The following is a 24,739-nucleotide window of genomic DNA, read 5'->3' on the forward strand; positions in this document are numbered from 1 at the left end:
GCTGTCGATGTCGCACTATCCATGGTGGCGCGGAGCCGTCATCTACCAGATCTACCCGCGCAGCTACCTCGATGCCAACGGCGATGGCGTGGGCGACCTGCCGGGCATCATCGAGCGGCTGGACCACATTGCCGCGCTGGGCGTGGACGCGATCTGGATCTCGCCGTTCTTCAAGTCCCCCATGGCCGACTTCGGCTACGACATCGCCGACTACCGCGACGTCGACCCGCTGTTCGGCAGTCTGGACGACTTCGATCGCCTGCTGGCCAAGGCGCACGGCCTGGGCCTGAAGGTGATGATCGACCAGGTGCTGAGCCACACTTCGATCGAGCACGCCTGGTTCCGCGAGAGCCGTCAGGACCGCAGCAATCCGAAGGCCGACTGGTACGTGTGGGCCGACCCGCGCGAGGACGGCACCCCGCCGAACAACTGGCTGTCGCTGTTCGGTGGCGGCGCCTGGCAGTGGGAGCCGCGCCGTGAGCAGTACTACCTGCACAACTTCCTGGTCGACCAGCCGGACCTGAACTTCCACCACCCGGACGTGCAGCAGGCCACCCTGGACAACGTACGGTTCTGGCTGGACCGCGGCGTGGACGGCTTCCGCCTGGACGCCATCAATTTCTGCTTCCACGACGCGCAGCTGCGCGACAACCCGCCAAAGCCCGCCGACAAGCGCGTGGGCCGCGGCTTCAGCCCGGACAACCCCTACGCGTACCAGTACCACTACTACAACAACACGCAGCCGGAGAACCTGCCCTTCCTGGAGCAGTTGCGCGCGCTGCTGGACGAGTACCCGGGCGCGGTGAGCCTGGGCGAGATCTCCTCGGAGGACTCGCTGGCCACCACCGCCGAGTACACCCGGGGCGGCCGCCTGCACATGGGCTACAGCTTCGAGCTGCTGGTGGACGACTACAGCGCGGCCTACATCCGCGACACGGTCTCCCGCCTGGAAGCGGCGATGACCGAAGGCTGGCCGTGCTGGGCGGTTTCGAATCACGACGTGGAGCGGGCGGTCAGCCGTTGGGGCGGGCACCCGGCCGACCCGCGGCTGGCGCGTATGCTGGTGGCGCTGCTGTGCTCGCTGCGCGGCTCGGTGTGCCTGTACCAGGGCGAGGAGCTGGGCCTGGCCGAGGCCGAGGTGCCGTTCGAGGCCCTGCAGGACCCCTACGGCATCACCTTCTGGCCGAACTTCAAGGGCCGTGATGGCTGCCGCACGCCGATGCCGTGGACCGATGCGCCGCTGGCCGGTTTCACGTCCGGCCAGCCGTGGCTGCCGATTCCGGCCGAGCACCGGGCGGCGGCGGTGGCCGTGCAGGAACGCGACCCGCACTCGGTGCTGACCGCGTTCCGGGCATTCCTGGCCTGGCGGCGCAGTCAGCCGGCACTTCTGCATGGCAGCATCCGTTTCATCGACAGTACCGAGCCAGTGCTGCTGTTCGAGCGTATGCTTGCAGATGAAACCCTTCTGCTGGCCTTCAACCTGTCGGCCGAGGCGGTGCGCCATCCGCTGCCGCCGGGCAACTGGCAGCAGGTGGCGGTGCCGGGCCCGGATGCGGGCACGGTGCAGGGCAATGAACTCCAGCTGCCGCCGCGCGCGGTGTATTGCGCCCGACGCAGCTGACCGTTTTCTCCGGTGGCGGTACTTGCGGGGACGGGGCCGAAGCGCCCCGTCCCTTTTTTGTGGGCGGGGCCCTGTCGACCAACGGCCAGCCTTTGCGCAAAAGAAAACCCGCTGCCTGCGCAGCGGGTTTCCGGTCCTGCTCCCTGTTTTCTGTTGCCGGCCAGCGGCCGGCACTACCGAGTCCGGGGCGCCGGGCAGGGCCCGGCACGACCTCAGAACTTGTAGTTCACGCCCAGCATGTAGGTGCGGCCCCACTCGATGTACTCCAGCGGGCGGTCCTTGCTGCCGGCATAGGTGCGGTACGGCTCGTTGGTCAGGTTGCTGCCCTGCAGCAGCAGGGTCAGCCCGCGCAGGCTGCTGCTGTCGCTGAAGGTGTAGCTGATCTGTGCATCGGTCACGTTCTCGCCCACCACGTAACGCAGCGTGCGGTTGCCGTTGAAGTTGCCGATCTCACCAATGAAGTCCGAGCGGCGGCGCTGGCTCACGCGTGCTTCAAAGCCACTGCGCTCGTAGTAGGCGGTGAAGTTGTACACGCGCTTGGACAGGCCGGGCAGGCTGATCGGGTCACTGCCCACGCTGGAGGCGCTTTCCGGATCCAGGATGGTGATGTCGCTCTTGTTGAAGGTCGCGCTGGCCTGCACGCCGAAGCCACGCAGGCTGTCGGTCAGCATCTCCAGCGGGAACGACCCGGTCAGTTCCAGCCCCTTCAACGTGCCGCCCTTGCCGTTCTGCGGCGTGGAGAAGGTGCCGGTGGTCAGCACCGGTGCGGTCATGCCCGGTGGCGGCAGGTAGTTGCCCAGCAGGCCGCTGAAGTCATAGTTGTCCACCGATTGCGTGTAGACGTAGCTCTTCAGGTCCTTGTAGAAGATCGCCGCAGCCACGTAGGCCTTCTCGCCGAAGTACTTCTCATAGGACAGGTCCAGCGCGGTTGCGCGCCACGGATCCAGCAGCGGATTGCCGCCGCTGCCACCGGGGCGGCCGTTGTTGGTATCCACGCCGAATTCCAGGCCGGCACGCATCTGGTCCACGCGCGGGCGCGCCACCTGCTTGGCGGCGGCAAAGCGCAGCGTCTGCTGGTGCGGGAACATGAACACCAGGTTCAAGCTCGGCAACCAATCCTTGTAGGTCTTGCCGGCAGAGAAGGGCTGGATGTTGCTGCCCGCCGGCTGCGAGCTGTCCCAGTAGCGCGAATCCGAGCTCTGGTCGGTGTGCTGCATCTGCACGCCGATGTTGCCGCGCACGCCGACCACGCCGATGTCGGTGTTGATGTTCAGGCGTGCCCACGCGGTGGTGATCTTCTCCTCGACCGTCCACGACTTGGGAATCAGGTAGTCCAGGTTGTCGACCGGATTGAAGGTCATGTAGCGACCCACCGCTGCCGGCACGTTCCACGACGGGATGTAGCCGATGCCGGCGAAACCGAGGTTGACCGGCCGGTACTGCAGGTCCGGGGCGATGGTGGATTCGCCTTGGGCGCCGAGCAGGATGTTGCCTTCGGCCTGGGCCTTCTGCTTGCGACGGTCGGCATAGTTCACGCCCACGTCCACATCCGAGAACCAGCTGGACATGGCTTCGGGAACCGGCAGCGTCGCCGCCAGCTTTGCGCCCTTCAAACGGTCTTCGACCTCCGGCACCTTGCCGTAGCCGGAACCATAGATCGTGTTGGTCAGGAACAGGCTGTCCGGATTGGAATAGTCACGCCCCGGCGTGATCTGCGAGAAGCTGTTGTTGTTCACCACCAGGCCGATCGTGTCGAACTGCGGGCGCGGCACCAGCTGCAGGTTGTTTTCCAGATTGATCTCGCGGCGGGTCGCCTTCGAGTAGTTCAGGTCGGCGACCAGCTTCACGCCGCCGACGTTGAACTCGTTGTTCCAGCCGAACGCGTCGATCTTGTCCTTGCGCTTGTTGTACATGCCGCGGACCAGCGGGTACGCATTGCTGATCGTGCCACCGGTGAAGCTGCCATCGGCATTGCGGCCGACATTGCTGAACACCGGCAGGATCGCGTTGGGATTGTTGCTGTCCTCGCCATTGCCACTGAGGCTCAGCTCGAACTGGTTGGCGGTGTCGATCTGCTCGGCTTCGGTGTGGAACGCGTCGAAGGTGCTGGTCCAGCTGTTGCTCGGGCGGAACTGGATCGTCGCCATCACGCCGTCGCGCTTGTTGTTGCCGGTACGGCGCAACGCCTTGATGCCGTCGGTGAAGTAGGTGCCTGGCGCGATTCCGCGACGCTGGCCTTTGTCGGTGTGCTCGGTGGTCCAGGGCTCGTAGAGGCCGACCTGGTTCTCCTGGATCGGCATGTCGCTGTGCGCGTAACCGATGGCGATGCCCAGGGTGTTGTCGAAGAACTGGTCGATGTAGCTGGCACTGAAACGATTGCCGTACGGATCGATGTTGGCGGCGCGGCCCAGGGAGCTCTTCTGGTAGCGGCCGCTGACCGCGATCACGCGCTCGCCGAAGCTGAGCGGGCGTGCGGTCTGCATGTCGATGGTGCCCGACAGGCCCTGGCCGACCAGGGCCGCGTCCGGGGTCTTGTAGACGGTCACGCCGTTGACCAGCTCGGACGGGTACTGGTCGAACTCGACACCGCGGTTGTCGCCGGTGCTGACCACTTCACGGCCATTGAGCAGGGTGGTGGCGAAGTCGGGTGACAGGCCGCGCACGCTGATCACCTGCGCACGGCCGGCAACGCGCTGGGCGGCCAGGCCGGGAAGGCGCGAGATGGATTCGGCGATGCTGACGTCGGGCAGCTTGCCGATGTCTTCGGCGGAGATCGCCTCGACCACCGAGGTGGCGTCCTGCTTGACTGCGATCGCGCTCTCGATGCCGCGGCGGATGCCGGTGACCTGCACCGTATCCAGGTTGGTGGCGGCGGTGCCGGCCGGCGTGGTGGTGCTCTGCGTGGACTGTGCCGACGCCAGCGTCGGCGCCAGCACAACGGCCAGCGCGAGACTCAGCGCACTGTGCTTGTGGTTCAACATTTTCCCCTCCCAGGCAATGTTGCAGATCGATCTGTGAGCGTTCCGGCGGTGCCGTGAACGTGCGACGCGGTGGCCGCTGTCGTCGCCGCTATGGTAGGCAGCGCATTCTTCGCGGGAATCACCCTGCATACGTATTCAATGGCGTTTGCAGGGGTGTAATCGCTTTCAAGTGTCTCGTTCTGTAGAACCGAGCCCATGCTCGGCTGCATTTCGGTGCTGCGCACCGCCGCCCGAGCGTGGGCTCGGGCGCTACGGGGGCGCAGGCAGGAAAACGTTCAGCGGATCGGCGTGAAGCGGATGGCCTGCCCACCGCCCGGCGCCAGCACCAGCGTCAGGGCATCGGCGCTGGTCACCTCGCGGGTTTCCCGGGCGAATGCGAACGGGTTGCTGCGGAAGTCGGCGCCGTCACCATCGCGGTAGATCTCTGCGCGATAGCGCACGCCGGGTTCCAGGAAGCCCAGCGACACCGGCAGCACGCGGCCGTGTTCATCGGTGATGCTGCCGAGGAACCAGTCGCGGCTGTTGCGGTCGCGGCGCACGATGGTCACGTAGTCGCCCACTTCGCCATCGAGCACGCGGCTCTGCTCCCAGTCCACCGCCACGTCCTCGATGAAGCGGAACGCCTCGCGGTGCTGCAGGTAGTGCTCGGGCAGGTCGGCGGCCATCTGGATCGGGCTGTACAACACCACGTACAGGGCAAGCTGGCGGGCCAGCGTGCTGGGGATGGCCAGGCCGTGGCGGCCCTTCAGGCTGAGGATGCCGGGGGTGTAATCCATCGGCCCGGCCAGCATCCGGGTGAAGACCAGGTTGACCTCGTGCTCCGGCGGGTTCGGCGGCTGGCCCCAGGCGTTGTACTCCATGCCGCGCGCGCCTTCGCGAGAGATCCAGTTGGGGTAGGTGCGGCGCAGGCCGGTGTCCTTGATCGGCTCATGCGGGTTCACCGACAGGTGCCGGCGCGCGGCCTCCTGCACCACCTTCAGGTGATGGCGGGCCATGAACTGCCCGTCGTGCCACTCGCGCCAGAGCGGGCCGCCGGCTGGGTTGCGGCGGTCGACCTGGCCATCGTCGCAGACGTAGCCGGTCTTGAACTGGTCCACGCCCAGCCGTGCGTACAGGTCCAGCGCGGCGCCCAGCTGATCCTCGTAGTGCTCGATGGCGCAGCCGGTTTCGTGGTGGCCGATCAGGTGCACGCCCTTTTTCAGGCCATACGCCGACAGCGCGTCGATATCGAAATCGGGCGTGGCGCGGGTGAAATCGAATTCGTAGCCGTTGCCCACCCACATGCCGTCCCAGCCGGGATTCCAGCCTTCCACCAGCACGCCACGGAAGCCGTGCGCAGCGGCGAAGTCGATCACCTTCTTCGTCTTGGCGGTGGTGGCCGCATGCTTCGGCCCGGTCGCCCAGCTCTCGTTGTCCAGGTGCATCGACCACCACACGCCCAGGTACTTGGCTGGCTTCACCCAGCTCACGTCGCCCAGCGCGTTGGGCTCGTTGAGGTTGAGGATCAGGTCCGATTCGACCAGCCCACCTGCGCGGTCAGCAATCTGCAGCGTGCGCCACGGTGTGGCGAAGGGCAGGGCGCGGCGCACCTTCCAGCCTTCGGCCGCAGGCGAAAGCTGCGCGCGCAGGCGCTGGCCCTCGGTGCGGCGTAGCCACATGCCGGCGTAGTCCACCAGCGCGGCCTCGTGGATTGCCACGTGCAGGCCATCGCGGCTGCGCAGGGTCATCGGCGTATGTACCAGCGGCACTTCGCGCAGCGGGGTGCGCTGGTACAGGTATTCGTAGTGGATCGGCTCGCCGGCCAGAATCCACCAGGCGGTCGATTCCGGCGCGATGGCGAACTCGGTCAGCTCGTCATCGATGATCGCCTCGCGCAGGTTGGGCTGCTCGGGGAACACATAGCGGAAGCCGAGGCCGTCGTCATAGACGCGGAACACCACATCCAGGCGGCGCTTGTTGCCGGTGTTCTCGGCCAGCTGAACTGTCAGTTCGTTGAAGTGGTTTCGGGTGAGCCGGCGCTCGCCCCAGGGCTGTTCCCAGCGGTCGTCGACGCTGCGTTGCTGCTGGCCGATCACCGCGAAATCACGATCCAGCCGGCCGTCGCGCAGGGCGAAGCCCAGCTTCGAATCCTCCACCACGGTCTGGCCGAAACGCTCGACGCGATAGCGCGCCGTGCCGCCGTCCAGCACCAGGCTGGCCCTGAGCACTTTGCCCGGCGATTCGACGCTGACAACCTGCGGCGCAGCCTGCGACAGCGCCGCCATTCCCAGCAATGCCAGGCCGAACACATGCGCGAGCGCGCTGCGTACAGCAGTGGGTGACATCGGCATTTCCCCTCCCAAGGCGCCGTTGGCAGACCCGGACCATAAGCCAGCGCAGCCGGCGCGCTACCGCGCAGCGCCATGAATACGTATGCAGCTGGGCGCAGTCGACAGCCCCGCGTCTACCATGGGGCCAAGGCCCCTTGAGGGAGGGGCCGCGCCCGCCCGCCGGCAACGACGGTACGGACCTACAACGCGTGCAGAGAGGGAGGGAGGCCGACGGGCGCAAGCCGGTCCGCCGCTTCGATGCTGAAGATCATTTGCCTGACCGCTGCCCTTGGGGCAGCGCTGGGATCGACCGCGCAGGCGGCCGACCTGCAATTCGACGGCCGCCACGCGCGCGCCGAAGCCGCTGCCAACGGCAGCTTCGTGCTGCATGCGCCGAAGGGGGCAGTCCAGATCGCAGCCGCACCGATGCGCAGCCGCACCGGCAGCGTGATGTTCGATGCACTGTTCGCGCTTGCCCAGCAGGAGATGGACCAGGACCGCGTGGACGCGATCCGTGATCCTGCCTTCGACGAAGGCAGGCCGGTGCCGTGCGAGTGTTTCCAGACCGGCGCACGCTGGCCCTATGTCTGGACCCGCGATGTCAGCTTCGCCGCCGACCTGGCGCTGGCGCGGCTGGACCCCCTGCGCACCCGTCAGTCGCTGCAGTTCAAGCTGTCGGCGGCGCGCGACGGGCACACGCCCGGCCTGTTCGTGGCGCAGGACACCGGTTCCGGCGGCAGCTGGCCGATCAGCAGCGACCGCGTGGTGTGGTTCCTGGCCGCGCGCCACCTGCTGGATGATCCGGCGTTTGCCGATCAGGTCTGGCAGGCGCTGCAGGGTACGCTGGCGCAGGACCGGGCGATGGTGTTCGACGCGCAGATGGGCCTGTACCGCGGCGAGACCTCGTTCCTGGACTGGCGTGAGCAGACCTATCCGGACTGGACCCGCGAGGATGTGCGTTTCATCGGTGATTCCTATGCGTTGTCCACCAACGTGCTGCACTACCAGGCGCTGCGCCTGGCCGAGCAGCTGGCCGCCCAACGCGGTGACGCCCGTGCGGCCGAATACAGGGCCTGGGCCGACGCGCTGGCGCAGCAGATCGATGCGCGCTTCTGGCGCGAGGACATCGGCCTGTACATGAGCTACATCGGTGAAGCCGCGCACCCGGTGCCGTATGCCAAGGTGGATCTGCTCGGCCTGTCGCTGGGCATCCTGGCCGACGTGCTGCCGCCCGAGCGTGCGCGCCGTGCGCTGGCGGCGTACCCGATCGGGCCGGCTGGCAGCCCGGTGGTCTGGCCGCAGGAAGCGCAGCAGCCGATCTACCACAACCGTGCGATCTGGCCGTTCGTCAGCGCCTATTCGCTGCGTGCAGCGCGGCAGCTGGACGATGCGCCGCGCATCGCCGCCGAGATCCGCTCGCTGATGCAGGGTGCCGCGCTGGCCGGTTCCAACATGGAGAACTACGAGCTGGTCAGCCAGGCGGTGCATGTCGAGGAAGGCGCGCTGAGCGGCCCGGTGGTCAATTCCGAGCGGCAGCTGTGGTCGGTGGCGGGGTACCTGTCGATGGTGGTCGAAGGTGTATTCGGCGTGCAGGACGATGGCAGCGTGCAGCCCAAACTGCCGGCCAGCCTGGTGCCCGAGCTGTTCGGCAAGCAGCGCCGCATCACCTTGGAGGCCAACGGCAAGCGCTACGTGCTGGAGCGCCCGCAGACCGTAAGCGATGGCCTGCTGGTGTCAGGCAGGACCACCACGCGTGGCAGCATCACGACGGTGCAGCTGGTCGCCGCCCCGGCAGCAACTGGTTTCGCTGCCACGACTGCGGATGCCAACGCCCGTGCGCCGGTCACGCCGGTGGCACCGCAGGCCCTGCGCAAGGGCGCGGGTTGGAACGTTGCGGTGGCAGCCGATCAGGTGCTGTGGAAGGACGGCAAGGCAGTCACTGCCAGCAACGGCGTGGCGCGCATCAGCGACGATGGCCTGCAGCACTGCCTCAGCCTGACCCGCCGCGAAGGCCGGCTGGAATCGCTGCACAGCCCGATGGTCTGTGTCGGGCCGGAGCAGCGGCTGAAAGGGGGACAGCGCTGGCAGTTCACTTCGGCCAAGGCCGGGCACGTACGCCTGCGGTTGCAGTACGCCAACCCGAACGGGCCGATCAATACGGGCGTCACCGCTGCGGTGAAGCAGCTGGCGCTGCAGTGCGCGGGCCAGCCGCTGCAACGGCACACGGTTGCCTTGCCGCACAGCGTGGCCGTTCAGGATTCCACGGCGGCGACGTTCGCAGTACCCAAGGGACCGTGCACGGTCACGCTTGAAGAGGGTTTCAACATGAGCGCGCTGGAACACTTCGCGCATTACACCGGTGGCAAGGGCGGGCGCGACGGTGTGCTCAACCAGGCGCAGGTGCTGGCATTGAAGGTGGTGCAGGTGGCCGTGGAAGAGGGCGCACGATGAATCGTCCCGCCAAACCGCAGCTGTCGTTCTGGCAGATCTGGAACATGTGTTTCGGCTTCCTTGGCATCCAGTTCGGTTTCGCGCTGCAGAATGCCAATGCCAGCCGCATCTTCGAGACGCTGGGCGCGGACATCGAGGCGGTGCCCGGGCTGTGGATCGCCGCACCGCTGACCGGCCTGCTGGTGCAGCCGGTGATCGGCTACCTGTCCGACCGCACGTGGACGCGCTGGGGCCGCCGCCGTCCGTTCTTCATGATCGGTGCGGTGCTGACCACGCTTGCCCTGCTGGTGATGCCGAACTCGCCGACGCTGTGGATCGCCGCCGGCACGCTGTGGGTGCTCGACGCTTCGATCAACGTGTCGATGGAACCGTTCCGAGCCTTCGTGGGCGACCAGCTGGCACCGCGGCAGCGGCCCACCGGCTATGCGATGCAGAGCTTCTTCATCGGCGTGGGCGCGATTGTCGCCAGCTTCCTGCCGTTCATCCTTGCCCACTTCGGCGTGGCCAATACGGCTGCCGCCGGTGAAGTGCCGGACACCGTGCGCTATGCGTTCTACTTCGGCGCGGTGGTGCTGCTGGCGGCGATCACCTGGACGGTGGTCAGTACCCGCGAGTATTCGCCGGCACAGCTGGCTGCATTCGATGATGCCGAGCCACCTTCGCACCATGCCGCGCGCGCTGTCAGCGGACCGGCACCGTGGACGCAGGTGGCGCTGTGGCTGGGGCTGGGCGTGCTGCTGGCCCTGCTGATCGCCTGGCGCCAGGGTGACAGGATGCTGTACGTGCTGGCGGGACTGTGTGCAGGCTACGGCCTGCTGCTGGCCGTGGCCCGCGCGCTGCCTGGCACGCATATGCTGGCCGCCATCGTCGGCGACCTGCGAGCGATGCCGGTGACCATGCGGCGGCTGGCCTGGGTGCAGTTCTTCTCGTGGTTCGCGCTGTTCGCAATGTGGATCTACACCACCGCGGCGGTGGCTGGTGTCCACTTCGGTTCGGCCGACCCGAAGACGGCGGCCTACAACGAGGGCGCCAACTGGGTGGGCGTACTGTTCGGCGCCTACAACGGCTTCGCTGCGCTGGCTGCGGTACTGATTCCACCGATGGTGCGTGCCATCGGCCTGCGCTGGAGCCACCTGGTCAACCTGTGGTTGGGTGGCGCCGGTCTGGTGTCGCTGATGTTCATCCGCGACCCGCACTGGCTGTTGCTGTCGATGGTCGGCGTCGGCTTCGCCTGGGCGTCGATCCTGTCGCTGCCGTATGCGCTGCTGTCCGACAGCGTGCCGGCGTCGAAGATGGGCGTGTACATGGGCATCTTCAATTTCTTCATCGTGATCCCGCAGCTGGTCGCGGCCAGCGCGCTCGGCTTTGCGCTGCGCGCGTGGCTGGGTGGCCAGCCGATGCATGTGCTGGTACTGGGCGGCTGCAGCCTGTTCGTCGCCGGCCTGTGCGTGCTGCGGGTTCCGTCCCGTCCGGAGGTGGTGTGATGCGTGCTGCGTTGGCTGTTGCTGTTTCCCTTGCCCTGTTCGCCGGCCAGGCCGTGGCCACTCCGCGCCCGGACTACGTTGGTACCACCGAGCCGTTCGCCAGCGATGCGGTGTACTTCGTGGTCACCGACCGCTTCGTCAATGGCGATCCCTCCAACGATCACCGCGACCAGGGTGGCAAGCACCGCACCTTCGATATCCCGGTGCCGTGCCCGGACAAGGTGGACGGCAACATCGGCTACCTCGGCGGTGACTTCCGCGGCGTGCTCGACAATGCGCAGTACATCCGCAGCCTGGGTTTCGGTGCGGTATGGATCACGCCGATCGTCGACAACCCGGATGAAGCCTTCACCGGCAGCAAGCCGATCAGCTGCACCAGCACGCTGACCGACCGCGGCAAGACCGGCTACCACGGCTACTGGGGCATCAACTTCTACACACTCGACGAGCACCTGCCGAGCAAGGACCTGGACTTCGCCGGCCTGACCAAGGGCCTGCACGGCGCCGGCCTGAAGGTGGTGCTGGACATCGTCGGCAACCACGGTTCGCCGGCCTGGACCATGCCCACGCGGCAACCGCAGTTCGGCCAGATCTTCGACAAGGATGGAACGCTGATTGCCGACCACCAGAACCTGCCGCCGCAGAAGCTGGACCCGAAGCACAACCCGCTGCACGCGTTCTACAACAACATCGGTCCGGTCGACAGCAAGGACGGTTCGATCTTCGATGGCAACCTGGCCGAGCTGTCCGACTTCAACCAGGACAATCCGGCGGTGATGGACTACCTGGTCGGTGCTTATCTGCAATGGACCGCGCAGGGCGTGGACGCGCTGCGCATCGACACCATCGGCTGGCTGCCGCACCCGTGGTGGCACGCCTTCGTCAAGCGAATCCGCGCCGAGCACCCGGGCATGTTCATGTTCGGCGAAGCGTTCGACTACGATGCCGCGCGCATCGCCGAGCACACCTGGCCGGCCAATGCGAACGTGAGCGTGCTCGATTTCCCGCTGCGTGGCGCGCTGGAGCAGACCTTCGGCACTGCCGGAAAAGGCTTTGAGATGCTGGCCGAGCCGCTGCACCTGAGCGGTGGTCCGTACGCCAACCCGTACGAGCTGATGAGCTTCTACGACAACCACGACATGCCGCGCCTGCAGGCCAGTGACAACGGCTTCATCGACGCGCACAACTGGCTGTTCACCGCGCGTGGCATTCCGGTGCTCTATTACGGCTCGGAGACCGGTTTCATGCGTGGCCGCGCCGAGCACGCCGGCAACCGCGCCTACTTCGGCCAGCCGCGTGTGGATGCGGCGCCGAAGAGCCCCATCTTCGCGCCGCTGCAGCGTATCGCGCGACTGCGTGAAGCCACCCCGGCGCTGCAGCGCGGCCTGCAGGTGAACGAGCGCCTGCAGGGTGATGAGGCGGTGTTCTTCCGTGTGCTGCAGCAGGGCGAGGTGGCGCAGACCGCGCTGGTGCTGCTGAACAAGGGCGACCAGGCCAGGAGCTTCACCGTGGCGCGTTACGTCCAGGCTGGCCGCTGGCGTGATGCGCTGGACGGCGGTTCGTTGCAGGTGGATGCCTCCCTGAAGGCCGAAGTGCCTGCGCATGGCGTGAAGGTGTACGTGCTGGATGCCGCCGTGCAGCAGCCAGCGCTGCAGGTCGAGCTGGACAAGGCGATGACCGACCAGAAGGCTCGGGACCAGCGTCTGGGACGGTGAGGGCGCCGCCGGGCATGGCCCGGCGCTACCGCTCTGGTAGGTGCCAACCTCGGTTGGCACTCCCGCTCTGGTAGATGCCAACCTTGGTTGGCACGCTCTTCGAGCAGTCGAGCAGGCTCGGCTCTACAATAGGAGCCCCTATCTCCCCGCCGTTGCCATGACCGACCTCGCCCCGCAGACCCCGATCGAAACCCTGCTGAAGGCGGCGATGGACGGTGCCGTGCCGATCCGCGCCTTCATGGAGGCCTTCGTTGCCTCCGAGGTGGTGCTGCTGACCGGCAGCCTGGTAACCCCCGACGGCAGCGGCTTCGACCCGTTGCTGTTCGACAAGCAGGGCACCCTGCACGTGGCAGTGTTCACCGACCCGTCGCGGGTCGGCATTTACAGCCAGCAGGTCCCCCACCAGATCCGCTGGCTGATGCTGGACGTGCTGCGCCGCGTACCGGGTGGCTACGGCGTGGTGATCAACCCCGGCACGTCGCTGGGCTTCGAGATCTCGCCCAGCGGTATCGGCGAAATCCTGAAGGACTTCGCCCAGGGCTGATTGTCCTGTAGAGCCGAGCCCATGCTCGGCTGCCTTCCGCGCAATGCCTGATCAGTCGAGCACGGCTCGACGCTACAGAAGGCTTCCTTTCGAACGCCGTCCGTGATCCCCTTGGGCGACATCGGGATCGAGGCTTCGCCATGGAACTCAGAGGACTACCCGCCGACGCGCCGGCACGATCACGCCATTCCCGCTCGGCCCTGATCTTCCTGATCGCGGCCATCGTTGCCGCCCTGGTGGCCATGCCGCTGCTGCGCGCGGTGGGCATGGTGCTGTGGCCGGTGTTCGTCATTGCCTGGCTGATCAACCTGGGCGCTGCCTGGCATCTGGCCCAGTGGGCGCGGCAGCAGGGGCGCTCGGCGTGGGCATTCGGATTGTTGGCGGCGCTGGGTACCGTCGCCTCGATCGTGGTGTACGTACTGCTGGCGTTGCTGGGACCGAAGGCCGCGCGCTGAATCCGCGCGGCCAGTCCGGGCCATGTGCCGAGCATGGCTCGGCACTACAGTAGAGCCGAACCATGCTCGCCTGCTTGGGGCCTCACATCGTCACCTTGCGCCGGTTGTCGTCGCTCACCCGGTCGATCAGCTTGTTGTACGGGTCGAAGCCTGCTTCGTCCGGCTTTTCATCCACGGTCACCGTAATCTTCGGCTCGGCGCTGGTGATGTGGTGGCGCTGCAGGTACAGCACTTTCTGGTCGCGTTCCTTGCCGGAAGGGCCGTTGGCGAACACGCCGATCTCGACCCAGTCATCCATCTTCCCGTCGCTTTCCTGGCCCTTGCCGTCGGCATACTGCTTGGCCGCGTGCAGGTCCACGGTCACGTCGTAGCGGCCGTCATCGCGCTTGCGGGCGCTGGCGGCCATCACCCGGTTGTCGTAGAAGCTGATCTTCTCGAACAGGTCGGTAACCAGCTGCTGGCGGTCGGCCGGGGTCTCGGCGCGGATGTAGCCCAGCAATTCGCGCGAGGTGGTGTAGGGCGGTTGCTGGTAACCCTTGTCCTGCAGGAAACGCTTCAATGCCCGGTTAAGCGCCTGCTCGCCGATCTCCTCGCGCAGCCGGTAGAACACCAGCGAACCCTTCTGGTAGTGGATGTACTGCTGGTTCTCCACACGTTCCAGCGGCTGTTCCTCGATGGCCTCGCCACCACGCCCGGACAGGTAGCCGTCCAGTTCGCGCTTGAGGAACTGGCGCATGTGCTGGCGGCCGTACTCCTGCTCCATCACCATCAGTGCCGAATACTGCGACAGCGATTCGGACAGCACCGTCGCGCCCTGCACGTTGGCACCGATTACCTGGTGCGCCCACCACTGGTGTGCGATCTCGTGCGCGGTCACGTAGAAAACGTAGTCCACCTTGTCCGGGTCACGCAGGTCGGCGATGAAACCGATGGCCTCGGAGTAGGGGATGGTGTTGGCGAACGACTGCGCGAAGCGCGCATAGCCCGGGAACTCGATGATGCGTACCTGGCGGTGCTGGTACGGGGTGAAGTTCGCTTCGTAGTAGGCCAGCGACTTCTGCACCGCCTCGATCATCCGGTCCACGTTGTAGCCGTGCGCCGGGTCGAAGTAGACCTCGATCGGGATGTCCTTGTACTTCGCCTTGCGCACGTCCCAACGCGCCGACAGGTAGGCATAGAAGTTCAGCATCGGCCGGTCCATGGCATAGCTGAAGCAACGCCGGCCTTTCACCGTGGTCTCGTGCTGCAGGTAGCCCGGGGCCAGCGCGACCTGGTCAGCCGCGGTGCAGACGGTGGTGCGGAAATCGAGCCAGTCAGCATCATTGGAAATGTAGGTGTTGGCGCGCGCCGCTTCGTCTTCCAGCTTGGGCATGCGCCGCGGCTCGCCGAGATCACGCTTGCGCCGCTCGTTGCGGTCGGTGATCTCCGCGCCTTCGTTGTAGCCGAATGACGGCAGCACGCGGCTGTTGAAGAACGTGCCGTTGTCCACAAGGTTGCTCGGCGCCTGGCCGGCGGTGATGCCATTGGGCTTCTGCACCACCCGGAAATGGACACGGCGGCTTTCGCCCGGTTGCAGGGGCTTGTCCAGCCGGTAGATGCGATACCCCAGGTCCTTGTCATGGAAGGCCATCGTCTGTCCGCCAAGATCGGCGGCTACCAGCTGTTTGTCATCACCCATCGAGACATGCAGTTCCGGGATCGGCTGCGCGTGCAGGTTGCGGATCGTCCAGTTCGCATCGATCACCATCGACTGCGATTCGGGGGACAGGTCCACGCGGTTGTCTACCGCCACGATGCGCGGCTGCGGCAGGTTGCGGTACTTCGACAGCTCGCGCTCGTAGCGGGCCTGCAGGTCCAGCTGTTGATCCGGGGAAAGGAACTCGTTGCGGATGTTGGTGCTCCAGTACAGCCAGCCGCCCACGCCGACAAAGGCCAGGGCGGCCACTGCGGCGAAGACACCGGTCGGACCCCACAGGCGACGCCGGGCCAGGGCCAGGCGCTGGCGCAGGCCCTGGCTGACACCACGCACCCAGAACGCGGAGGCCACGCACATCATCGCGAGCAGGAACAACGCCCAATAGCCCTGGAACGCCAGCTGTCCGGTGAGGAAGTGGCCGTAGCCGTTCATATCCGAATAGGGAGCGATCGGCCAGCTGCCGAAGTTGTAGATGTTCTGCGTGTAGTCGAGCATGCCCAGCACGCCCTGGCCGATCATCACCACGATCAGCAGCGCGTAACCGACGAACTTGTTGTTGGTGAGCACCTGCAGCACCAGCGCCAGGCCCCCCATCAGGATGTAGACCACCGAATCCAGCGCCAGGCTGCGCAGGTAGAGCAGCGGCTCCAGGTGCGTATAGCCCTTGGCCAGCTGCACGCTCATCGCGGCCAGCGCGCCGGCCGCCTGGAAACAGGCGATCACCGCCACCAGCGCGACGAACTTGGCCAGCAGCGGTACCCAGTTCGGCACCGGCATGGCGTCGGTCACTTCATTGATGCGCGCGCCGCGTTCCTTCCAGACCAGCTCGCCGGCGAAGAACAGCACGATGATGATCAGCAGCCAGCTGAAGGCGCCCTGCAGGCCCATGATCATCTGTGAGGTGACCGGCCAGATCGAGGTGCCATACAGCGTCTGCCGGAACAGGGCGCTGGGCAGGAAGTTGGCCAGCCCCAGCACCAGCAGCACGATGAACGGGACGCTGCGCAGCACGCCGCCGGTGTCGAAACGCACCTGGCGCAGGAACTGGTGCCATGCGGTGCTGCCAGTGAACGCCGGTACCACGCGGGGTAGGGCTGCGCGGGCAGGACGAACAGTCACCGTATCGGCGGCCGCCAGCGTGAGCTTGCGTCCCCAGCGCCGGCGGCCGCTGCCGCTGCGTTCGGTGCGGAACAGCGCGAACGTGGCGGCGAACAGCACCGCGGCCACGCCCAGCCACAGGGCGCGGTTGGCCAGCAGGTAACCGGCCAGCGCCGGAATGCCGCTGTTGCGTTCGGCGGTGGACCAGTAGCGGATGGTGCGGCCCAGTGCACGCATGCCGAGCGGCTCGCTCAGTACCGCGATCCAGGTGTTGTCGATGTCGCGCAGCAGGGCGGCACTGGCGCCGTACAGCACCAGGTAGGCCACCAGGCCGATGTAGACCCACAGGATCGAGCGGGTCACCGCGGCCAGCAGTGACAGCAGCGCGGTGGTGAACAGCAGGTTGGGAATGACGATGACCGCAAAGGTCCAGGCATAGCCCTGCCAACTGATCGGGCCCACGCGTTCGGGATCGACCCAGGGCATGAACGGCGCCAGCCACAGGCCGAACGCGATCACTACATAGACCAGCAGTCCAGCCGCCAGTGCTGCGGCGATGCGTCCGGCAAGATAGTCGCGGCGCTTCACCGGGCTGGCGAAGATCAGTTCGGCGGTGCCGAGCTCGAAGTCACGCAGCAGCGCATTGCTGACGAACAGCGCGGTGACAAGCATGCCAAGCAGGGTGAAGATGCCCAGCATCTGCGCGATCACCGTCGGCGCGTTGCTATGCACGTTGCCGGTGCCGCCACCGATCTGCACCGCATCGCTGGAGGCCGCGGCGAAGGCGAGCAGGGCGAACAGCCCGGCCAGCAGCCACAGCAGTGGGGAACGCAGCTGCTCGCGCAGCTCGAAGCGGAAGAAGTTGAAGATCATGGCGTGCTCCGCTCAGGCTGCCGCGCGGGCACGGGCCTGCAGGCGCAGGCGCTGGAAGTACACGTCCTCGAGATCGGGGGCCACGGCTGCGAAACCGTCGCCGGGGTCATTGGCGCTGTGTACGTGAATCACCGGGCGACCACCGACCAGGCGGGTGGACAGCACCACGTAGCGTGCCTCGTGGTCGGCCAGTTCCGAAGGATCGACCTGCTTGCGCCAGACCTGCTGCTGCAGCGCGTCGATGGCATCGGCCGGGCGCCCGGTCAGCAGCACCTGGCCCTTGTTCATGATCGCCATCGTCGGGCAGAGGTCGGTCACGTCCTCGACGATGTGGGTGGACAGGATCACCGCCACGTTCTCGCCGATGGCCGCCAACAGGTTGAGGAAGCGGTTGCGTTCCTCGGGATCGAGGCCGGCGGTGGGTTCGTCGACGATCACCAGCCGCGGGTCGCCGAGCAGTGCCTGGGCGATGCCGAAACGCTGACGCATGCCGCCGGAGTACGTGCCGAGCTTACGCTTGCGCGCGTCCCACAGATTCACCTGCTGCAGCAGACCATCGACCACTTCGCGGCGCTGGGCGCGCTGGGTCAGGCCCTTGAGCACCGCGAAATGCTCCAGCAGGTCCAGCGCACTGACCTTCGGGTACACGCCGAAATCCTGCGGCAGGTAGCCCAGCCGGCGGCGCACGGCGTCTTTGTCGCGCAGTACGTCGATCGGAGTTTCGCCGGGGATGCTGAGCACGGCCGAGCCGCTGTCGGCTTCCTGCAGGGTGGACAGGGTGCGCATCAACGAGGATTTGCCCGCGCCGTTCGGCCCGAGCAGGCCGAACATCCCGCGCGGGATGTCCAGGCTGACATTGTTGAGAGCATGCACGCCGTTGGCGTACGTCTTGGACAGCGAATCGATCTTCAGCATGCGACGTACACCTTTCCGTGGGCGATGTCTGCGCGTTATCCGCGCATCGGCTTCCGTGCGCATCCGCCGTTGGTCATGGGGGGAGAATTCCGCCGTCGCACGTTGAGGCGTGGCGGGAGGTCTGGTGGCGCTTACCGGCGCAGCGACGATTCCCGCACCACCAGCTTCACCGGGATGCTCTGGCTGTCCACCGGCTGCCGGCCGATCAGCGCCAGCAGGCGTTCCACCAGCAGCTGCCCGGCCTGCTTGGTGTCCTGCTGCACCGTGGTCAGCGCCGGGGATACCGAGGCGGCCAGCGGGATGTCGTCGAAACCGGTCACTGCCACGTCCTGCGGCACCCGCAGCCCGGCCTCGCGCAGGGCACGCATTGCGCCGATGGCGATCAGGTCGCTGGCCGCGCAGATCGCATCGATCGGCTCGCCGCGTGCCAGCAGCGCCTGGCAGGCCTCCTGGCCGGAGGCCTCGGTGGTGATCGCATCGTGCTGCAGCGCCGGTTCGGCGGCCAGGCCGTGTTCCTGCAACGCCGCCACATGGCCGCGGTAACGCTCCTGGAATTCCGGGTAGTGGCTGGATGCGTGGCCAAGGAAGGCGATGCGGCGGCAGCCCTGCTGCAGCAGGTGGGTGGTGATGTCGTGCCCGCCCTGGAAGTTGTCGCTGCCGATCGACACGCCGGGCTGGCCGGGCAGGGCGGCGCCCCAGCGCACGAAATGCGTGCCCTGTTCGACCAGCCGCTGCAGGCGGTCGCGCGACTCGTGGTAGTCGCCATAGCCGAGCAGGATGATGCCGTCGGCCTTGTTGCTGTCCTCGTAATCGGCCTGCCAGTCGGTGGACAGCTGCTGGAACGAGACCAGCAGGTCCTGCCCGTGCAGGGCGCAGGCGCGGGTGATCGAGCCGAGCATCGAATGGAAGAACGGGTTGATCAGTGAATCGTCGTTGGTTGGGTCTTCGAAGAACAGCAGGGCCAGGGTGCCGGCGTTGCGCAGGCGCAGGCTGGAAGCGTTCTTGTCGACCTTGTAGTTCAGCTCGCGGGCGATGCGCAGGATGCGCTCGCGGGTCTCGGCGTTGACCATCGGGCTGCCGCGCAGGGCCCGCGACACGGTCGGCTGGGAGACCCCGGCCAGGTGGGCGATGTCCAGGGAGGTGGCTTTGCCTTTGATGGTCATGTGCGAACGGCAGGGGGCAGGTGGAAGGTGCCCGGGCATGATGCCATGGGCAGACGCGAATGCCCTTGCAGGCGTCCGTCGGGGCGGCGCTAAGTCATTGCCGTACAAGGAAATCAGTCTGAGCCCTGGCTGCGGTCAGGGACTTCTGACCGGGCGGATGGCGGCGGCAATGCTAAGATGCATCGTTCTCGCATTCCCCCAAATTTCAACAGGGGCGGCCCAGCGTACTGCACCCCTGCCCGGGGCTGTGCTATCACTGGCGGTCTGCCCTTGGACAACGGACGAAGGTACCTATGGCGCGCGGCATCAACAAAGTCATCCTGGTCGGCAATCTCGGCAACGACCCGGACGTGAAGTACACCCAGGGCGGCATGGCGATCACCCGCATCAGCCTGGCCACCACCAGCGTCCGCAAGGACAAGGATGGCAATCAGCAGGAACGTACCGAATGGCACCGCGTGGTGTTCTTCGGCAAGCTCGGCGAGATCGCCGGCGAGTACCTGCGCAAGGGCAGCTCGGTCTACGTCGAAGGCAGCCTGCGCTACGACAAGTACACCGGCCAGGACGGCGTGGAGAAGTACTCCACCGATATCATCGCCGATGAAATGCAGATGCTGGGCGGCCGCGGTGAAGGCGGCGGTGGTGGCGGTGGCGGCAACTACGGCGGCGATCGCCCGCAGCGCCAGCAGGCCCCGCGCCAGGAGTACGGCGGCGGTGGCGGCGGCCAGCGTGGCGGCCAGGGCGGTGGTTATGGCAACCAGGGCGGCAACCAGGGCGGCAACCAGGGCGGTGGCTACGGCAACCAGGGTGGCAACCAGCGCCCGCAGCCGCAGCAGGCGCCGCCGATGGACGACTTCGCTGACGACGATATTCCGTTCTAAGGAACACGCGAGTCACAAAAAAAGCCCTGGCATCTGCCGGGGCTTTTTTTATTGAGCTTCGTGCCGCTAACGTAAACTGATGGAGGGCAAGCAATGACAGAATGGATCCAGCACCAGTTTGCAGTGCTCAAGGCGTTGCCCATGTGGATCAGTTTCACCGGGTGCGCGCTGATAGCGGCAGGGGGGAGTCTCGCAGCGTATGCGGTGGCCGAACGCCTGTGCAATGCCCGAACCTATGCAATCACGCCGACTCGAGCGATGGAGCTGCTCTTCGCTGGCGTCTTGATCTCGTTGTTCTCGCCGATTGCGATGCGGATCGTCAACGGTGCGATCTACTCGTATCAGTTTGATGTCGCGTTGCTGTTCTACTTCGGGCCACTGATCCCCCTGGGCGTATGGCTTGTGGGTGTAATCATTGTGGGACGGGTCATGGTAGCCTCGAAACCAGAGCTTGAGGGGGGCGAAGCTCGCGATCAGTACAGATACAACCTTGAAGAGATCGGCCGATCGCGATATGGCCTGCACATCACGCCTCGACATCACAAACGCTGCTGCCGAATTTTTCGCATGCAAGTGTTCTGGCGCAAACCCTCAATTTCGAACGTGGGTGTGATGGCGAGGAGCACGTTGAAGACCTGCCTAATCAGTGAGCTGCAGTCGGGGGACACGGTTGAGATCGTTACACCCAATCAAAAGCTGGCCAAGTTGGTTGAATGGATGGCGGCGACCGGCATGCCAGCCGGCTACACCATTGCATCCATAGAGCGCCGGCTCGGGCGCGTGACAATGATGCTGGGTTATCTCAGCGGTTGCGGTTGGTCGTGGAGAACTGCGCTGAAGAACCCTTTGGTCAGAGGTTTCGAGATCACGAGGTCATGAACGTTGGAACTGCACCAGCACATGTTGATGCAGTTGGTGATGCCTCTTGCCTGACACGGTATCGGGAAGCAGAAATGGGTGGAGGGACTGGCCAGAATGAGACTGATTGAGTTGAAATTTTCCACGGTCTACGCGTCGACAAGGAAGTGGGGGATCTACGGATTCCGTTTGGTCTGTTGAAGAAGGAACGGTCGACGTGCTCTTTAAGTGAATGATTCAGTGTTTTTACCGCTCGACGGGTTTGGAGCTGAGTCATCAAATGTGCACAACCGTTCTGATCGAAAGCTCGTTCGCAGCAGAAAAGTAAGCCCCGCTCATGCGGGGCTTTTCTTTTTGCGCGATGTCGACTGCGTTGTGCTTCGCAGCATCAGTTTTCGTGCACCGCGACTTGCAAACAGGCAAATTCCTCCCCTATGGTGCAATCGATTGCATCGCTGTGAATTGTTGCGTTTGATACCGGTTGGGAGGCCGGAAGGTGGATGACCATCCATTCGATCAGACCGGCTCCTCCGAGGGGGCTCACGCGGCGCGATGCGCTGCGCATCGCAGTTGCCGGCGGCATTGGCCTGGGGGCCGGGACGATCGCGGGGACATTGCCCGCATTCGCCGCCACTGCACCGCTGAAGGGTAACCTGAAGCACTCCGTCGCCCGCTGGACCTTCCCGCAGCTGTCCGTCGCCCAGCTCTGCGCGACGGTGAAGGACATCGGCTTCGCCGCGATCGACCTGGTCGGCCCGGAAGACTGGCCCACGCTGAAGGCGAATGGCGTGTACAGCTCGATGTGCAACGGCGCGGAGCTGGGCCTGACCAAGGGCTTTGCCGGCCGTGAGTTCCACGACCAGCTGGTGGAGCGCTACACGCGGCACATCGATCTGGTGGCCGATGCCGGTTACCGTAATCTCATCTGCTTCTCAGGCAACCGCAACGGTATGGATCCGCAGGAAGGCATGGCCAATGCGGAGGCTGGCCTCAAGCGCATCCTCGGGCATGCCGAGAAGCGCGGTGTGGTACTGGTGATGGAGCTGCTGAACTCCAGGGTCGACCACCGCGACTACCTGTGCGACCACTCTGCGTGGGGCGTAGAGCTGTGCCAGCGGCTGGGCTCGGACAACTTCGGCCTGCTCTACGACATCTATCACATGCAGATCATGGAAGGCGACATCATCGCTACCATTGGAAAACACCACGCCTGCTTCAAGCATTACCACACCGCAGGCGTGCCTGGCCGGAACGAGATCGGAGACCAGCAGGAGCTCCACTATCCGGCCATCTGTCGCGCGATCCGCGACACCGGTTTCAAGGGGTATCTGGCGCAGGAGTTCACGCCTGCCGCGCCCGATCCCGTTGCCTCATTGCGCGAGGCGATCCGCCTCTGCGACGTCTGAAACGATATCCACCCAGGTAAGAAACCCATGGCAGATAATCACTACGACGCCATTGTTGTTGGCTCGGGAATCAGTGGCGGTTGGGCGGCGAAGGAGCTGACCGAGAAGGGCCTGAAGGTCCTGATGCTGGAACGCGGACGCAACATCGAGCACGTCAAGGATTACGTCAACGCGATGAAGGAGGCGTGGGATTTCCCGCACCGCAACCGGCCAACGCAGGCGATGAAGGCCGCGTTCCCGGTGCTGATGCGCGACTACGGACTGGCCGAGAACCTGGATGGAATGTGGGCCAACGAACAGGACTCGCCCTACATCGAGACCAAGCGCTTCGACTGGTTCCGCGGCTACCACGTCGGCGGTCGCTCGCTGCTGTGGGGGCGGCAGAGTTATCGCTTCTCCGATCTGGATTTCGAGGCGAACCTCAAGGACGGTATCGCCGCTGACTGGCCGATCCGATACGCCGATATCGCGCCCTGGTATGACCATGTGGAAAAGTTCGCCGGCATCGCCGGTACGCGCGAGGGACTTGATGTGCTGCCGGACGGCGAGTTCCTGCCGCCGATCCCGTTGAACATCGTCGAGAAGGATGTGGCCGCACGTATCAAGAAGGCGTTCGGCGGAACGCGGCACATGATCCACTCGCGCACCGCCAACATCACCAAGCCGATGCCCGAGCAGGGCCGCGTCAACTGCCAGTACCGCAACAAGTGCATCCTTGGCTGTCCCTTCGGTGCCTATTTCTCGACCCAGGCGGCGACACTGCCGGCGGCGATGAAGACCGGCAACCTGACGCTGCGTCCGTTCTCGATCGTCAAGGAAGTGCTGTACGACAAGGATCGCAAGCGTGCGCGCGGCGTGGAGGTCATCGACGCCGAAACCGGCCAGACCTACCAGTACACGGCCAAGGTTATTTTCCTCAATGCGTCGTCGTTCAACTCGACGTGGCTGCTGATGAACTCGGCAACCGATATCTGGGACGGAGGGCTGGGTTCCTCGTCCGGCGAGCTCGGGCACAACGTGATGGACCACCACTTCGGTGCGGGTGCTTCGGGCCGGGTCGAGGGCTATGAGGACAAGTACTACTTCGGCCGCCGCCCCTGCGGTTTCTATATTCCGCGGTTCCGCAACGTCGCTGCCGACAAGCGCGCCTACCTGCGCGGGTTCGGCTACCAGGGCGGTGCCAGCCGTACTGGCTGGTCGCGCGAGATCGCCGAACTGAACATCGGCGCCGACCTGAAGGAAGCGCTGACCGTGCCCGGTGACTGGCGCATCGGCATGACCGGTTTCGGTGAGATGCTGCCGCACCACGACAATACGATCCGCCTGGACCGCGAGCGCAAGGACAAGTGGGGGTTGCCGGTGCTGGCGATGGACGTTGCGATGCGTGCCAACGAACTGGCCATGCGCAAGGACATGGCCGCAGATGCTGCCGAGATGCTGGAAGCGGCCGGCGTCAAGGACGTGAAGATGCACGACAACGATTACGCCCCGGGCAAGGGCATCCATGAAATGGGAACGGCGCGGATGGGACGTGACCGCAGGAGCTCCGTATTGAACGCACACAACCAGGTCTGGGATGCGCCCAACGTCTATGTGACCGACGGCGCCTGCATGACCTCCAGCGCCTGCGTGAATCCGTCGCTGACCTACATGGCGCTGACCGCGCGGGCCGCCGATCATGCCGTGCGCGAACTGAAAGCGGGGAACCTGTGATGGATCGTCGCGAACTGTTGAAGATGATCGTGGCCGCCACCGGTGCGGCGATGGTCGGGTTGCCGGCGCTGGTGCATGGCAAAGCGCCAGCGGCGGGCGCGATGGCCGCGTTCTCCGATGCCGAAATCGGCACGCTGGACGAGATCGCCGAGACCATCCTGCCGCGGACCAGGACACCCGGGGCGAAGGACGCGGGCGCCGGTGCGTTCATGGCGACGTTCGTCAGCGACTGCTACACCGCCCGGCAGCAGGCGACGTTCCGCGCCGGCCTGGCCGATATCGACAGACGCGCCGGCGGCCGCTTCGTATCGCTCACACCGGAAGCCCGCACCGGGTTGCTGCGAACGTTGGACGCCGAAGCCAAGGCACGCAACGCTGACGTGACCGAGACCGGCACTCCCGAGGAAGGCGAGGCCATGCCGCATTACTTCACGATGATCAAGCAGCTGGCCATCTTCGGCTTCTTCACCTCCAAGGTCGGCGCGACCGGGGTGCTGCAGTACGTCGCCGTGCCGGGTCGCTACGAAGGCGACCTGGCCTATGTCCCAGGTACGCCTGCGTGGGGTACCAGCTGAT

The 24,739-nt window shown here is 65.7% G+C and carries 16 protein-coding genes; 11 read left to right on the plus strand and 5 right to left on the minus strand.

Annotated features, from left to right (window positions below):
* Positions 1–7: 7 nt before the first annotated feature.
* Entirely contained in the window at positions 8–1,621 is a 1,614-nt protein-coding gene (locus AASM09_RS05770; protein WP_049430037.1) for an alpha-glucosidase, read from the plus strand.
* A gap of 212 nt (positions 1,622–1,833) precedes the next feature.
* On the opposite strand, the gene AASM09_RS05775 is transcribed toward AASM09_RS05770, so the two are convergent.
* Both AASM09_RS05775 and AASM09_RS05780 read right to left on the minus strand, forming a co-directional pair.
* Positions 1,834–4,602: a TonB-dependent receptor gene (locus AASM09_RS05775; protein ID WP_049430056.1), complete on the minus strand. Its 2,769-nt coding sequence runs from the start codon at positions 4,600–4,602 to the stop codon at positions 1,834–1,836.
* Positions 4,603–4,877: 275 nt separating this feature from the next.
* A complete protein-coding gene (locus AASM09_RS05780) occupies positions 4,878–6,932 on the minus strand; it encodes a glycoside hydrolase family 97 protein (RefSeq protein ID WP_049430036.1) in 2,055 nt (684 codons plus the stop codon).
* A 237-nt stretch (positions 6,933–7,169) separates the two neighbouring features.
* On the opposite strand from AASM09_RS05780, the gene AASM09_RS05785 reads away from it, so the two are divergent.
* The 5 genes from AASM09_RS05785 to AASM09_RS05805 all read left to right on the plus strand — a co-directional run bounded on the left by AASM09_RS05785 (position 7,170) and on the right by AASM09_RS05805 (position 13,560).
* The gene (locus AASM09_RS05785) at positions 7,170–9,362 is read left to right on the plus strand and encodes a Six-hairpin glycosidase-like protein (protein WP_049430035.1); all 2,193 of its coding nucleotides are present in this window, start codon (positions 7,170–7,172) and stop codon (positions 9,360–9,362) included.
* Positions 9,359–10,846, plus strand: a complete 1,488-nt coding sequence (locus AASM09_RS05790; protein WP_049430034.1) for an MFS transporter — start codon at positions 9,359–9,361, stop codon at positions 10,844–10,846. Before AASM09_RS05785 ends, AASM09_RS05790 begins: the two co-directional genes overlap by 4 nt.
* Positions 10,846–12,561, plus strand: a complete 1,716-nt coding sequence (locus tag AASM09_RS05795) for an alpha-amylase family glycosyl hydrolase (protein WP_049430033.1) — start codon at positions 10,846–10,848, stop codon at positions 12,559–12,561. Before AASM09_RS05790 ends, AASM09_RS05795 begins: the two co-directional genes overlap by 1 nt.
* 157 nt (positions 12,562–12,718) lie before the next feature.
* Positions 12,719–13,105, plus strand: coding sequence for an SseB family protein (locus AASM09_RS05800; protein WP_049430032.1), 387 nt, complete (start codon positions 12,719–12,721; stop codon positions 13,103–13,105).
* A gap of 140 nt (positions 13,106–13,245) precedes the next feature.
* Positions 13,246–13,560, plus strand: a complete 315-nt coding sequence (locus AASM09_RS05805; RefSeq protein WP_049430031.1) for a hypothetical protein — start codon at positions 13,246–13,248, stop codon at positions 13,558–13,560.
* A gap of 82 nt (positions 13,561–13,642) precedes the next feature.
* On the opposite strand, the gene AASM09_RS05810 is transcribed toward AASM09_RS05805, so the two are convergent.
* The 3 genes from AASM09_RS05810 to AASM09_RS05820 form a co-directional block, all read right to left on the minus strand.
* Positions 13,643–17,227 (minus strand): M1 family aminopeptidase, encoded by a 3,585-nt coding sequence (locus AASM09_RS05810; protein WP_049430030.1) that lies wholly within the window; start codon positions 17,225–17,227, stop codon positions 13,643–13,645.
* 12 nt (positions 17,228–17,239) lie between these two features.
* The gene (locus AASM09_RS05815; protein WP_049430029.1) at positions 17,240–18,142 is read right to left on the minus strand and encodes an ABC transporter ATP-binding protein; all 903 of its coding nucleotides are present in this window, start codon (positions 18,140–18,142) and stop codon (positions 17,240–17,242) included.
* A 131-nt stretch (positions 18,143–18,273) separates the two neighbouring features.
* Complete coding sequence (locus AASM09_RS05820; RefSeq protein WP_049430028.1) at positions 18,274–19,305, minus strand: LacI family DNA-binding transcriptional regulator; 1,032 nt, start codon at positions 19,303–19,305, stop codon at positions 18,274–18,276.
* 293 nt (positions 19,306–19,598) lie between these two features.
* On the opposite strand from AASM09_RS05820, the gene AASM09_RS05825 reads away from it, so the two are divergent.
* From AASM09_RS05825 to AASM09_RS05845, 5 genes are all read left to right on the plus strand, one after another.
* The gene (locus AASM09_RS05825; protein ID WP_049430027.1) at positions 19,599–20,186 is read left to right on the plus strand and encodes a single-stranded DNA-binding protein; all 588 of its coding nucleotides are present in this window, start codon (positions 19,599–19,601) and stop codon (positions 20,184–20,186) included.
* A 93-nt stretch (positions 20,187–20,279) separates the two neighbouring features.
* Positions 20,280–21,065: a hypothetical protein gene (locus AASM09_RS05830; protein WP_049430026.1), complete on the plus strand. Its 786-nt coding sequence runs from the start codon at positions 20,280–20,282 to the stop codon at positions 21,063–21,065.
* 479 nt (positions 21,066–21,544) lie between these two features.
* A complete protein-coding gene (locus AASM09_RS05835) occupies positions 21,545–22,450 on the plus strand; it encodes a hydroxypyruvate isomerase family protein (protein WP_049430025.1) in 906 nt (301 codons plus the stop codon).
* Positions 22,451–22,477: 27 nt separating this feature from the next.
* Positions 22,478–24,163, plus strand: a complete 1,686-nt coding sequence (locus AASM09_RS05840; RefSeq protein ID WP_049430024.1) for a GMC oxidoreductase — start codon at positions 22,478–22,480, stop codon at positions 24,161–24,163.
* Positions 24,163–24,738, plus strand: a complete 576-nt coding sequence (locus AASM09_RS05845) for a gluconate 2-dehydrogenase subunit 3 family protein (RefSeq protein ID WP_049430023.1) — start codon at positions 24,163–24,165, stop codon at positions 24,736–24,738. Before AASM09_RS05840 ends, AASM09_RS05845 begins: the two co-directional genes overlap by 1 nt.
* The last annotated feature ends 1 nt before the right edge of the window (position 24,739 follow it).

This window comes from Stenotrophomonas maltophilia, from assembly GCF_039555535.1.
GTDB classification, from domain to species: domain Bacteria; phylum Pseudomonadota; class Gammaproteobacteria; order Xanthomonadales; family Xanthomonadaceae; genus Stenotrophomonas; species Stenotrophomonas maltophilia_Q.